Here is a 12,732-nt window from a genome sequence, read left to right as displayed (position 1 = left end):
GCTGTACGTGCCGGGAATGCGAACCGAGCATAGTCGTCAGGCGCGCGGGGCAGGCATCCGGCGGCGCGTCGGCTGTCAGCAAGCTCACGTGATCCTCACATATGCCGGAACGGCCGCCGCCCACTAAAATTCGGGTTACTTAACGGTAGTTAGCACCGCAGCCCAGGGGAGTGAGACAGACATGGCGGGAACGCCTGACTTCGACCTGTACCGCCCGTCCGAGGAGCACGACATGCTCCGGGACACCGTCCGCTCGCTCGCCGAGGCCAAGATCGCGCCGTACGCCGCCGCGGTCGACGAGGAGGCCCGCTTCCCGCAGGAGGCGCTGGACGCGCTCGTCTCCTCCGACCTGCACGCGGTGCACGTGCCCGAGACGTACGGCGGCGCGGGTGCGGACGCCCTCGCGACCGTGATCGTCATCGAGGAGGTGGCCCGCGTCTGCGCGTCGTCCTCCCTGATCCCGGCCGTGAACAAGCTGGGCTCGCTGCCGGTCGTCCTCTCCGGCTCCGAGGAGCTGAAGAGCAAGTACCTGGGCCCGCTCGCCAAGGGCGACGCGATGTTCTCGTACTGCCTGTCGGAGCCCGACGCGGGCTCGGACGCGGCCGGCATGAAGACGAAGGCCGTCCGCGACGGCGACCACTACGTCCTCAACGGCGTGAAGCGCTGGATCACCAACGCGGGCGTCTCCGAGTACTACACGGTCATGGCCGTCACCGACCCCGAGAAGCGCTCCAAGGGCATCAGCGCCTTCGTCGTGGAGAAGTCCGACGAGGGCGTCTCCTTCGGCGCCCCGGAGAAGAAGCTCGGCATCAAGGGCTCCCCGACCCGCGAGGTCTACCTCGACAACGTCCGCATCCCCGCCGACCGCATGATCGGCGCGGAGGGCACCGGCTTCGCGACGGCGATGAAGACCCTGGACCACACCCGCATCACCATCGCGGCCCAGGCCATCGGCATCGCGCAGGGCGCCCTCGACTACGCCAAGGGCTACGTCCAGGAGCGCAAGCAGTTCGGCAAGGCCATCGCCGAGTTCCAGGGCGTGCAGTTCATGCTCGCCGACATGGCGATGAAGCTGGAGGCGGCCCGCCAGCTCACCTACGCGGCAGCGGCCAAGTCCGAGCGCGTCGACGGCGACCTGACCTTCTTCGGCGCGGCGGCCAAGTGCTTCGCCTCCGACGTCGCGATGGAGATCACCACGGACGCGGTCCAGCTCCTCGGCGGCTACGGCTACACCCGCGACTACCCGGTCGAGCGCATGATGCGCGACGCCAAGATCACCCAGATCTACGAGGGCACGAACCAGGTCCAGCGCATCGTCATGGCCCGCAACCTCCCGTAACCCCTCTCGCGCACGGCCCCCGGCAGCCCCACGGCCGCCGGGGGCCGTCGCCGTTCCGTCCGAGACCCGGGGGCCGTCGGGACCGCGGGCAGCAGCAGGAGCACCAGGCCGCACAGGAGCACCAGGCCGCACGGGAGGACGAGCGCCCCCCCACGAGGCGGTAGCCGGTCGCGGTGATCCAGCGGTCCGGGGCGTCGAGGGACCCCGCCGCCTGGGCGCGCAGCTCGTGATGGGAAGGCCCCCGGCGCCTGGGCGCGGCGGGGGCCTTCCGTACCGGGAGCGGGGTCAGGCCGCCGTGCGGACCGGGGGGCGGCGGCTGGCGATGACCTTCTTCGCCAGGCTCCGCGGGCTCGTCAGGAAGCCGTAGCCCCACGACATGTGCATCGTCGCCAGGGCCACCGGGATCTGCAGGCGGGCCTTCAGCGGCAGGCCCTTGCCCGCCGGGATGGAGCCCAGGGTGATCGCCGCCAGGTAACCGCCCGGCACGACGAAGCCGAGCGGGGTGAGCGTCGCGCCCACCACGAGGCCCGCCGCGATGGCGCAGACGGCGGTCGGCGGGGCCAGGTAGCGCAGGTTGATGGAGCCCTGGTGGTAGCGGGCCACCACGTGGCGCCAGCGCCCGTAGTCCTTGTACTGCTTCGCCAGTGCCCGCACCGAGGGCCGGGGCCGGTACCGCACGCGCAGCTCGGGCGAGAACCAGATCAGCCCGCCCGCCTCGCGGATGCGGAAGTTCAGCTCCCAGTCCTGCGCCCGGATGAACTCCTCGTTGTACCCGCCCTGCTGCTCCAGCGCCTCGCGCCGGAACACGCCCAGGTACACCGTCTCCGCCGGACCGGCCTCGCCGCCGGTGTGGAAGGCGGCGTTGCCCACGCCGATCCGGGACGTCATCGCGGCGGCGACGGCGTGCTCCCAGGCGTTCTCGCCCTCGGCGTGCATGATCCCGCCGACGTTCTGCGCGCCGGTCTCCTCCAGCAGGCGCACCGCCGTCGCGATGTAGTTCGGCGACAGCATGCCGTGGCCGTCGACGCGCACCACGATCGGATGGCGCGACGCCTTGATCGCCGCGTTCAGCGCGGCTGGCGTGCGGCCCGTGGGGTTGGGCACGGTGTGGACGCGCGGGTCCTCGCGGACCAGCTCGGCGGCGATCTCGTCGGTGCGGTCCGTGGACGGGCCGAGCGCGATCACCACCTCCATCTCGCCGTCGTACTCCTGGTCGAGGATGTGACGGACCGCGTCGCGAAGATGCCGCTCCTCGTTGAGGACCGGCATGATCACGGAGACCGGGGGCAGGGGCATGGCTCCTCGGAGGTACGTAAGGACGTCCCGTGGCGCGACAGCCTCGGGGGCGCGGGGCGAACCCGGCGGGCGGACAGCAGTAACGCCCGCCACGTTACCGCGAACGGGGGACACCGATGCGACCCGCCCGGCCGGTGCGACGGGTCGCTGATCGTATGGGCCTACTGTGACGGTCCCCCCATTCGCCCGCGGAGGTGTCCCTCGTGCCCACGCCGCCCCGCCGACCCGCCCGCCAGGTCCCCCGGCCGCCGGCCCCCGGCGCGAGACGGCCGGCGGGCGGGGGAGGCCAGCCGTCCACCCCGGGGCCGCCCGCCCCGGTGGCCCGGCAGGCGGCACGGCGCACACCCCAGGCACGCACGCCCCAGGCGCGCACCCCGCAAGGTCGCACGCCGCAGGGGCGCACGCCCCAGGCGCGTACACCTCAGGGACGCACGCCCCAGACCGGGGCGTCGCGGCGGCAGCCGCCCGGCCGGCCGCCCCACCCGCCCCGGCGACCGCGCCGCCGCCGGGGCCGGTGGGCCGCGCGGATGGCGACCGCCCTGTCCGTGCTGGTCCTCGCCGCAGGCGGCATCGGCCACGCCGTCGTCACCAGCCTCGACACCGGCATCGGGCGCGTCGACGCCTTCAAGGACATGAAGAACCGCCCCACGCCCGGCCACGGCACCAACATCCTGCTCGTCGGCACCGACGGCCGGGACAAGGTCAGCCCGGCCGACAAGGCCCGCTACCGGCTCGGCGGCACGCCCTGCAACTGCACGGACACGATCATGCTGGTCCACATCTCCGAGGACCGTAAGCGCGCCAGCCTCGTCTCCCTGCCCCGCGACTCGTACGCCGAGCTGCCCGAGCACACCGACGCCACCACCGGCGAACGCCACGACGGCCACCCGGTGAAGCTGAACGCCGCCTACGCCGAGGGCGGGGCCAACCTCACCGTCCGCACCGTCGAGCGGATGACCGGTGTGAAGATCGACCACTACCTGGAGGTCGACTTCACCAGCTTCATGCGCACCGTCGACGCCGTCGGGGGCGTCCGGATCTGCACCGCCCGGCCCATGAAGGACTCGCACACCGGACTCGACCTGCCCGCCGGGACCCACACCCTCGACGGCGGCCGGGCCCTGCAGTACGTCCGCTCCCGCCACGTCGACGGGGCGTCCGACCTGGGCCGCATGGAGCGGCAGCAGCGGTTCGTCGCCGCGCTCATCGACCGGGCGGCGGGCAGCGGCGCGCTGCTCAACCCGGTGCGGTTCCGCCAGGTCCTGGACGCGATGGCCGGCTCCGTCCGCGCCGACCGGGGCTTCGGCACGGAGCAGATGCTGGCCCTGGCCAAGGCGATGCGCGGCTTCACCACCGCCTCGTCCGAGTTCACCTCCGTGCCGGTCGCCGCGACGGCGGTGCGGATCGAGGGCATCGGCTCCACGGTGAAGTGGGACGCGCCGCGGGCGCAGGAGCTGTTCGCCGCCCTGCGCGAGGACCGCCCCCTGGCCACCCGCCCCGCCAGGGCGGAGCCGAAGCGCGCGGTCGTGGACGTGCCGCCGGGGAAGATCCGGGTGCAGGTGTACAACGGCACGGCGGTGCGGGGCCTGGGCGCCCGGGTGGACGCCGCGCTCCGCGCGACGGGCTTCGACACGACCCGCGCCCCCGCCAACGCCGACCGGCGGGACACCGCGCACACCGTGGTCCGGTACGACCCGCGCTGGGACCGCTCGGCGAAGTCCCTAGCGGCCGCCCTGCCGGGCGCCCGCCTGCGGCCCGTCACGGGACAGGGGCCGCTGATGAAGGTGACGGCGGGCTTGGACTTCACGGCGGTACGGCCGGTGCGCGCCGAGGCCGGGCCCGAGGCGCACCCGTCGGGCAAGCCGGGGGCGAGGACCGGCGACCAGGTCGTCTGCCCCTGAGCCCGCCGGGCCCCGGACCGGGCCCCCGGAGCCGCCGGGGCCGTGCGGCCGCCGAGGTCCGGCCCCGGCGGCCCCGGCGCGCCTCAGTCGTCGATGCCCTCCGCCGCCCGGCGCTCGCGCAGCTCCTTGATGGCGCGGCGGCGGGCCAGCCGGTGGGTGCGGCGGATCTGGGCCTCCTGGTAGCGCCGCTTGTCGCGCTCCGTCTCCGGGATCACCGGCGGTACGGGACGGGGCTTGCCGTCCGCGTCGACGGCGGCGAACACCAGGTACGCCGAGCCGACCTGCGTGGCCGGGGTGGACTCGTTCCACCGCTCGGCCAGCACCCGCACACCGACCTCCATCGAGGACCGGCCGGTCCAGTTGACCTGCGCCTTCACATGGACGAGGTCACCGACGCGGACCGGCTCCAGGAACACCATCTCGTCCATGGACGCGGTCACCGCGGGTCCGCCGGAGTGGCGTCCGGCGACCGCGCCCGCCGCGTCGTCCACCAACTTCATGATCACGCCGCCGTGCACCGTGCCGAGCAGATTCGTGTCGTTGCCCGTCATGATGTGGCTGAGCGTGGTGCGGGACGCCGAGGTCGGCTTGCCCTCGGGGATGGCCTGGTCTGTCATGCCCTCCACCATATGCCCGGAGTCGGGAAGGTCCGCATTGCATCAGCTTCGCTACAGCGGAGCCCCGATTTCCCACCCGCCCTGTAAGGGCGCCGCGGGTGCCCGGCACACTGTTGCGCATGAATGACTGGCCTGAAGGATGGTCCGGCGGCCGTGACGGGCGTCACGGCCGCGGCAGCGCCGACGCCCAGCCCGAGGGCGCCCGCGTGATGCCCCACGTACGGCCCGGCTCCGTACCGCCGCAGCAGCGGCAGGGGTACGACGACGTGGCCGGCCACGCCGCCGCGCCGTATGACAGCGGCTACAACACGGGCCAGGTCTACGGCGTCCAGCGCGGGGGCCGCGGCGGGGGCCCGGGCGGTCCCGGAGGCGGCGGCCACGGCCCCGGCACGCCGCCCTCGCCGTCGTACAGCCCCGGCGCGCGCCCCGCGCCGGACTGGGGCCGCCGGATCAAGGTCGGCGCCATCACACTCGCCGTGGCTGTCGTGGCCACGACGATCGGCACGTACTTCTGGGCCGACGGCAAGATGCGCCGCGAGGTGGACCTCGCCAAGGTCATCGAGCGCCCGCAGGAGGGCGACTGCACCACGTACCTCATCGTCGGCTCGGACAGCCGCGAGGGCATGACCGCCGAGGACAAGAAGCGCCTGCACACCGGCTCCGCCGACGGCAAGCGCACCGACTCGATGATGATCCTCGCCGCGTGCAGCGGCGGGAACACGATGATCTCCCTGCCGCGCGACTCCGATGTGGAGATCCCCACGTTCGTCGGCTCCGAGTCCGGCAAGACGTTCAAGGGCACCGGCCGCCGCGTGAAGCTGAACGCCGCGTACGCCGAGGACGGCCCCGAGCTGCTCGTCCGCACCGTCGAGCACAACACGGGGCTGCGCATCGACCACTACGCGGAGATCGGCTTCGCCGGCTTCGCCAACATCGTGGACGCGCTCGGCGGCGTCGAGCTGACCATCGAGAAGGGCTTCAAGGACAAGAAGTCCGGCGCCGACTTCCAGGCCGGCAAGCAGACCCTCGACGGCGAGCAGGCCCTCGCCTTCGTCCGCACCCGGTACGCCTTCGCCGAGTCGGACCTGGCGCGGACGAAGAACCAGCAGAAGTTCCTCGCCGCGCTCGCCAACCAGGCGGCGACGCCGGGCACGGTCCTCAACCCGTTCAAGCTGTACCCGACGCTCGGCGCCGGCCTCGACACGCTCATCGTCGACAAGGACATGTCGCTGTTCGACCTCGCCGAGATGTTCTTCGCGATGAAGAGCGTCAACGGCGGCGACGGCAGGTCGATGAACATGCCCGTGTCGGGCAGCCGCGGCGGCAACCTCGTCTGGGACAAGGCGAAGGTCAGGGAGCTGGTGCGGCAGATCCAGAACGACGAGAAGGTCACCGTCACCGAGAAGTGACCTACGGCGGTACGCGAAAGGGCGGGGCCGGCCACCGCACGGGTGGCCGGCCCCGCCCTTTCCGCGTCCTACCAGCGGTACGGCTTGTACACGTCCATGCACTCGGCCTTCGCGCCGTTGGAGTTCTCGGCGTCCGGCGGCAGGTCGCCCGCTTTGGGCGAGTCCTGCTTCGGGAAGGTGTCGCCCTCGCGCCAGTCACCGCCGACCGTCAGCGTCAGCCCGTCCACGTCGGCGGCGGCCCGCACCGCGCCGGCCGGCAGGCCGATCGCCTTCGCCACGGACAGCGCGTCCGCCTTGCCCTGCGCGCCCGCCGACTCCGGGTAGGCGAGCAGCGTCTCCGCCTTCGGCGCCGTCGTCTGGGAGGCGGTGGCCCGCGTGAAGCCCTTGGCACGCAGCGCGTCCTTGATGCTGCCGGCGCGGCCCCTCACCGCGTACTGCCCGTCCACACCGGTGCCGTTGACGACCGTCACGGCGAGCGAGGCGGGCGCCGCGGCGGGCGGACCGGGGTCCTTCGGCGCGGCGGACGGCTTCTTCCCGCCGGCCGGGCCGCCGTTGGCGTCGAAGGGGATGTCCTCGCGGAGCATCTTCCAGATCTGCTGCGCCGACTTCTGGGCGGGCAGCAGATGGGCCCGGTTCTGGTGGTCCTCGACCGTCGGCAGCGTCGTCATGGTGATGCGGTTGACGGGGACGTCCTTCAACTCCATGGCCAGGTCGAAGAGGTCCTGCACGGTGCCCAGTTCGTCGGAGACCTGGAGCGCCTTCGTCCCGGCCTCCGCCAGGTCCATGATGCGGCCGGTGTCCGTGAAGGCGTTCTGCTGCTTCAGCTGGCGCAGCATCGCGTTCATGTACATGTGCTGGGCCTTGGCGCGGCCCTGGTCGTTGAAGAAGGCGTGCCGGGTGCGCAGCCAGGCCAGTGCCTGCTCGCCCTTGATGTACGTCTCGCCCTCGCGCAGCTTCAGCCCGGAGCCGCCCTTGACCTGGGCGGTGGGCCGGTCCCACACGTTGTGCTTGACGCACACGGGGACGCCGCCGACCGCGTCGGCCATCCGCACGACGCCCGCGAAGTCGACCATCATCCAGTGGTCGATGTAGACGCCGGTCAGCTTCTCCCAGGTGGTGAGGGTGCAGCCGGGCCCGCCGCGCTGGAGCGACTCGGTGATGATCCGGTTGGTCGGCGGGAACTCCTCGCCCGTGGCGGCGTCCTTGCAGGCGGGTATGTCGACTCGGGTGTCGCGCGGGATGCTGACCACGGCGGCGCTCTTGCGGTCGGCCGAGACGTGCAGCAGCATCTGCACATCGCCGCGCGGCTTGTCGCCGACGGTGTCCTTGGCGCCGCCGAGGGCCAGGTTCTCCTTGGAGTTACGGCCGTCCGCGCCGATCAGCAGGATGTTGAGCGGGGTGTTGCCGGACGCGTCGGGAGCGGCCTTCTCCACGCCGCTGTCGCCGCCGCTGCGGCCGCCGCTGCGGATGTTGCCGTTGAGGTGCTCGATGTAGAGGTAGCCGGCGGCGGCCGTGGCGAGTATCAGCAGCGACACCACCGAGGCAACCCAGCGCAGCACCCGCCGCTTGCCGCCGCGCGCGCGCCGGGGCGGCCCGCCCGCCCTGCGGCGGCCGCCTCCCGCGCCGCGCCGCCGGGGCGCGGACGGTCTGCCCGGCCCGCCGTCGTCCTCCTCGTCCGGTGCGTCGCCCTCCGCGCGGCGGGCGGCCCTGCGCCCGGTGCCGGACGCGGCGCCCGCGCCCCTTCCCGTACCGCCGTCCGTGCCGTCGTGCGCGCCGGCGGCGCCGTGGCCGCCGGAACGGGCGTCGGCCTGGCCCGCCGTGTCGAGGCTGTCGTCCCAGCCCGTGTCACGGGCGCTTCGGGCGTGCGGGACGCCGTCCCGCGTCCCCTCCCCACGCACGCTGCTGTGTCCCACCCATGTCTCCCCTGGTGAATCAGGTCCGCGTCACTTCGCGCACACCTGCTTGTCCGCTGCTACCGCACCCTCCGGCGCCTTCGCCGGACCGGTGAGGGGCACACCCGCACCCTTGTAGTCCTTGCCGAGGGTGAGGGTCATCGGCTCGCGCTCCCCCGCGTCCGCCGTCCCCTGCTTCAGCGCCGTCGCGGGCAGGCCCATCAGGTCCGCGAGCGCGCGGGCCTGGTCCGCCTGGTTCGGCGCGAACTCCAGCGTCGTCTTGGCGATCTCCGCCGGAGCGTTGGCCTTGTTCGTCGACTTCAGCACACCGGCCGAGTTCTGCAGCCAGTTGATGGTCGCCTGGGCGCCGCCGCGGATGCCGCTGCCGTTGTACACGTCGACGCGCACCTCGGACGGCTCGGCGCGGGGCCCCTTGAGCAGGGCCGCCTGCGCCGCCTTCTCGGCGTTCTTGGCGTCCTTCTCCTTCTGCTCGACCTCGCTGAGCGAGATGTCGTTCCGGATGATCGAGAAGAGCGGCTCGGCCTTCGCCTCGTTGAGGACGACCGTCGCCTTGATCCTCTCGTGGGGGTTGTCGAGGACCGGGACCGTGGCGAACGTGATGTTCTTCGGGTCGACCTTGGCGACCTCCATGCCCAGTTCCTGGAGCTTCTTGACGCTGCCTATGCCGTCGTCGACGGTGAGCGCCTTGGTGGCGGCGTCCGCGAGGTCCAGCAGCTTCGACGGGCTGGTCAGCGTCTCGCTCGACTTCATCTGGCGGAACATCGAGCCCATGAACTGCTGCTGCGTCTGGATGCGGCTCAGGTCGCTCTTGTTGCCGAACGCCTGGCGGGTGCGGACGAACGCCAGCGCCTGCTCGCCCTGGATGACGCTCTTGCCCTTGGGCAGGTCGAGGCCGGACTTCTTGTCCTTCACGGCCTGCTCGACGCACACCTCGACACCGCCGACCGCCGTCGACAGCGTCTTCACGGCGTTGAAGTCGACCATCATGAAGTGGTCGATGGGGACGCCGGTCATCTTGTGGACGGTGGCCATGGTGCAGCCGGGGTTGCGGTCCATCTGGCCGAGGCTGGTGTTGAAGCGCACCCCGCTCTGGGCGGGGATCGTCTTCTCCGTGCCGTCCTCCAGCCGGACCTTGCACTCGGGGATGTCGGTGATCAGGTCGCGGGGGATGGACAGGGCCGTGGCGTTCGTCCGGTCCTTCGACACGTGCAGCAGGATCGTGGTGTCGGCGTGGCCGGGGCTGTTCTTGTCGCCGTAGCCGGAGTTGCCGTCGCCGGTCCGCTTGTCGGTGCCGATGACCAGGATGTTGATGGCCTGGTCCTTCTTGAAGCCGCTGCCGCCGCCCGCGCCCGCGACGTCGATGGTGCTGAGGTTCCCGTCGAGCCGCTCGTACAGGTAGTAGGCGACACCGCCGGTGGCGAGCAGGGTGAAGGCCGTGACGCCGCCGGTCCACATCAGGACCTTCTTCGTACGGCTCTTCTTCTCCTTCGCCTTGCCCCTGCGCCGCCCGCCGGCGGCCGCTGCGGCGGCCCTGCGCCCGCCGCCCTGCGCGGGGGGCTCGGCGGTGCGGCGCCTGCGCTGCCCGGGCACCTCCGGGGCGCGGCGGCGCGTACCGGACGGCGCCTCCTCGTCGGCCGCGGCCGGGGCGGACTCGGCCGCCTTGCGCGCGGCGCGGCGGCCCTGCGCGGGCGGCCCGGCCGGGCGGGACGCGGTTGACGGTGGCTGCCCAGCGGAGTGGTCCAGTCGCAGTTCGTAGTTACCGGTCTGCGGGTTCAGTACCCACTGGTCGGCGGGGTCGATTTCCTCCGCCCCTCCACGGCTGTGCGCGTCCACGGTTGCCTGAATCCTCCGTCGGTGCCACGCGAGGCGCCCTCCCCCATCGGGCGCTCGGTCTTTCGATCCACGGGTGCGCGTCCTGCTCGGCCGCTCGCCCGGATCGCGTCACACTATCCGCCCAGTTCAACGCGGGTCGACGTCCGTGACAAATTCCACGGCACTTACAAGCGGGCATTCCGCCCAATCGTCATACTCCGCCGCCCTCATCACGACTTTCCTCACACCTCCCTCGTGGGTCCCGCCACGGTCCCGCCCCTTACGGGCACGCGCTCACGGCCGCGTTGGTTCCGGTGAAGGTGGGCACGGGCAGGGGGCTCGCGGCCCCCGACGGGCCCCCGCCGGGGCCGCGGTCCGGGCCGGCGCCGGGCGACGCGGTCGGCGCGGCCGGTGTCGAGGGCGTGGGCCCGTCACCCCGCTCGGGCGCCGGGATCACCGCCACCGGGGCGTCCGCCCGCAGCCGCTTGAACAGCCGCCCCGCGTCCGGCTGCACCAGTTCGTCCCGGTTCGGGTCGATGCGGTACGCCTTCCGAGGAACCGTCAGGAACTGCACCTTTTCGGTCGGTACGCTGCGCAGCCGCCGCGCCAGGTCGTACAGGTCCTTCAGGGAGTCGAGACCCGGGTCCGTGGTGAGCGACCTGGTGGCCGCGTCCAGCACCGGGTACAGCTTGGCCGGATTGAGCAGCACGCCGTTGCTCTGCATCTTCGTCACCAGCGCGCCGAGGAACTCCTGCTGCCGGTTCATCCGCTCGGTGTCGCTGCCGTCACCGAGCGACTTGCGGGCCCGTACGTACCCGAGGGCCTGCTCCCCGTCGAGCGTCTGCGGCCCGGCGGCGAGCCGCAGCCGGGCGTCCGGGTCGTCGATGGGCTCGCGCACGCACACCCGTACGCCGCCGACCGCGTTCACCATGTCCTTGAAGCCCCGGAAGTCGATCACCATGTGGTGGTCCACGCGGATGCCGGTCAGCTTCTCGACCGTACGGATCGTGCACGCCGTCCCGCCGACCTGGAAGGCCAGGTTGAACTGCGCGAAGCGGGGCGCCGACCGCTTGCCGCCGCGCGTGCGGCAGCCGGGGACGTCCACCATCAGGTCGCGCGGGATCGACACGGCCGTCACGCCGTGGCCGCGCGCCGACAGGTGCAGCAGGATCGTCGTGTCGGAGCGCTGCGTGCCCGGGTCCCGGCCGTACTCGGCGTTCTCCCCGGCCCGGGTGTCGGAGCCGATGAGCAGGATGTTCTCGCCGCCGCGCGGCACGGGCGCGGGGCGCTCGCTCTCGTACCGCCTCAGTTCGGCCAGCGCCGTCGTGTCGGTGGTGATGTTGCCGTCGAGCTTCCGGTACAGCCACCAGCCGGTCCCCGCCGCCGCGAGCACGACGACGGACGAGCCGAGCGCCGCCCGGCGCAGCCACGCCGGCCGGCGGGCGGCCGAGGTGCGCGGGTCCGGGGGAGTGCCGGCGGTGTCCGTCACGTCGTCAGTCCGTCCTTCGCAGGCGTCGGCGGCACCCGGGCCCCGCCGTCGCGGGTGCGGCGGCGAGGACCCGTGCGGGGGTGTGCGCCGGTGAGGCGTACGCCCGATGATGTACCGCCGGGGCCCCCGGGACCCGGCGGACTCGGCACGCCGTCCGCCGGACGGGTGGACCTCTCAGCCCTCGTCGGCCCGGTGCGTGACGCGCTCGCTCTCGATCCGCGCGGCCAGCGCATCCGGCGCGAGGCGCTCCGCGTGGCGGACCAGGACCACGGAACCGCCCGCCGCGAGCGGCGCGTACAGCCCGGCCGACACGCCCTCCCAGGAGTCCCAGGGCAGAGCGGACAGCAGCCGCGCACCGGGCCCGAGGCCGCGCCGCGCCGCGTCCTCGCGGGCCCGCTCGACCAGCCGCGCGCCCGTCAGCTCCGCACGGCGGCCGTCCGCCTCCCGTACGGCGAGGGCCGGGGCGTCCGGGTCGACGGGGACGTACGGGGCGAACCGGTCTCCCTGGCTCGGCACCTCGACCGCGTAGTCGTCGTACCCGGCGGGCGGTGCGGGGAAGCGGCGGCCCAGCGGGGCGAGCGACAGCGCGAGCCGGCCGCCCGTGCAGGCCAGCCCCTCCTGGAGCCGGTCCGGCCCGGCCACCACGTGGTCCGCGCCGGCCGGGTCGCCGTCCAGGTCGGCGACCACGCCCACCGACGCGCAGGCGATCAGCCAGACGGCGGTCTGCCAGTGCGCGGGCAGCAGCAGCGCCACCCGCTCGCCGGGCTCGGCGGAGAGCCCGTCCTGGAGCAGGTTCGCCGTCTTGGCCACCCAGTTGGCGAAGGTGGCCACGGAGAGTTCGACGCGCTCACCGGTGGCGTCGTCGTAGTACGTGACCAAGGGGCGTGCGGGGTCCGCGGCGAGCGCGGATCGCAGCAGGTCGGCAGGGGTGCGGTCGCTGGCGTTCACGCGGGAAA

At 73.0% G+C, this 12,732-nt stretch carries 9 protein-coding genes; 3 read left to right on the top strand and 6 right to left on the bottom strand.

Going from position 1 to position 12,732, the window contains the following annotated elements; translation table 11 throughout:
* The first annotated feature begins 181 nt into the window (after positions 1-181).
* Positions 182-1,339, top strand: a complete 1,158-nt coding sequence (locus tag ACSUPT_RS10905) for an acyl-CoA dehydrogenase family protein (RefSeq protein ID WP_403499040.1) — start codon at positions 182-184, stop codon at positions 1,337-1,339.
* Between the two features lie 285 nt (positions 1,340-1,624).
* On the opposite strand, the gene ACSUPT_RS10900 is transcribed toward ACSUPT_RS10905, so the two are convergent.
* Positions 1,625-2,635, bottom strand: coding sequence for a glycosyltransferase family 2 protein (locus ACSUPT_RS10900; RefSeq protein WP_351965362.1), 1,011 nt, complete (start codon positions 2,633-2,635; stop codon positions 1,625-1,627).
* Positions 2,636-3,162: 527 nt separating this feature from the next.
* Between ACSUPT_RS10900 and ACSUPT_RS10895 the strand changes: the two genes are divergently transcribed.
* Positions 3,163-4,536: an LCP family protein gene (locus ACSUPT_RS10895; RefSeq protein ID WP_351965363.1), complete on the top strand. Its 1,374-nt coding sequence runs from the start codon at positions 3,163-3,165 to the stop codon at positions 4,534-4,536.
* An 83-nt stretch (positions 4,537-4,619) separates the two neighbouring features.
* Here the strand turns inward: ACSUPT_RS10895 and ACSUPT_RS10890 are convergent, their stop codons facing one another.
* Complete coding sequence (locus ACSUPT_RS10890; protein WP_028964186.1) at positions 4,620-5,153, bottom strand: acyl-CoA thioesterase; 534 nt, start codon at positions 5,151-5,153, stop codon at positions 4,620-4,622.
* Between the two features lie 119 nt (positions 5,154-5,272).
* Here ACSUPT_RS10890 and ACSUPT_RS10885 point away from each other — a divergent pair, with 119 nt between their 5' ends.
* Entirely contained in the window at positions 5,273-6,562 is a 1,290-nt protein-coding gene (locus ACSUPT_RS10885) for an LCP family protein (protein WP_351965364.1), read from the top strand.
* A 68-nt stretch (positions 6,563-6,630) separates the two neighbouring features.
* On the opposite strand, the gene ACSUPT_RS10880 is transcribed toward ACSUPT_RS10885, so the two are convergent.
* From ACSUPT_RS10880 to ACSUPT_RS10865, 4 genes are all read right to left on the bottom strand, one after another.
* Positions 6,631-8,475, bottom strand: coding sequence for an LCP family protein (locus ACSUPT_RS10880; protein WP_351965365.1), 1,845 nt, complete (start codon positions 8,473-8,475; stop codon positions 6,631-6,633).
* Positions 8,476-8,505: 30 nt separating this feature from the next.
* The gene (locus ACSUPT_RS10875) at positions 8,506-10,308 is read right to left on the bottom strand and encodes an LCP family protein (RefSeq protein WP_351965366.1); all 1,803 of its coding nucleotides are present in this window, start codon (positions 10,306-10,308) and stop codon (positions 8,506-8,508) included.
* A 259-nt stretch (positions 10,309-10,567) separates the two neighbouring features.
* Positions 10,568-11,776 (bottom strand): LCP family protein, encoded by a 1,209-nt coding sequence (locus tag ACSUPT_RS10870; protein WP_436944142.1) that lies wholly within the window; start codon positions 11,774-11,776, stop codon positions 10,568-10,570.
* 174 nt (positions 11,777-11,950) lie between these two features.
* The gene (locus tag ACSUPT_RS10865; RefSeq protein ID WP_351965368.1) at positions 11,951-12,724 is read right to left on the bottom strand and encodes a TIGR03089 family protein; all 774 of its coding nucleotides are present in this window, start codon (positions 12,722-12,724) and stop codon (positions 11,951-11,953) included.
* Positions 12,725-12,732: the final 8 nt, after the last annotated feature.

The sequence above is a fragment of the Streptomyces sp. SudanB25_2051 genome, assembly GCF_964272635.1.
Lineage (GTDB): Bacteria > Actinomycetota > Actinomycetes > Streptomycetales > Streptomycetaceae > Streptomyces.
Note: the sequence above shows the minus strand (reverse complement) of the source record. Positions and strands in the feature narration are given on the sequence as shown.

Coding starts and splice junctions, on each gene's coding strand:
- ACSUPT_RS10890 (WP_028964186.1), bottom strand. CDS start 5,153: ATGACAGACCAGGCCATCCCCGAGGGCAAGCCGACCTCGGCGTCCCGC.
- ACSUPT_RS10895 (WP_351965363.1), top strand. CDS start 3,163: ATGGCGACCGCCCTGTCCGTGCTGGTCCTCGCCGCAGGCGGCATCGGC.
- ACSUPT_RS10905 (WP_403499040.1), top strand. CDS start 182: ATGGCGGGAACGCCTGACTTCGACCTGTACCGCCCGTCCGAGGAGCAC.
- ACSUPT_RS10900 (WP_351965362.1), bottom strand. CDS start 2,635: ATGCCCCTGCCCCCGGTCTCCGTGATCATGCCGGTCCTCAACGAGGAG.
- ACSUPT_RS10885 (WP_351965364.1), top strand. CDS start 5,273: ATGAATGACTGGCCTGAAGGATGGTCCGGCGGCCGTGACGGGCGTCAC.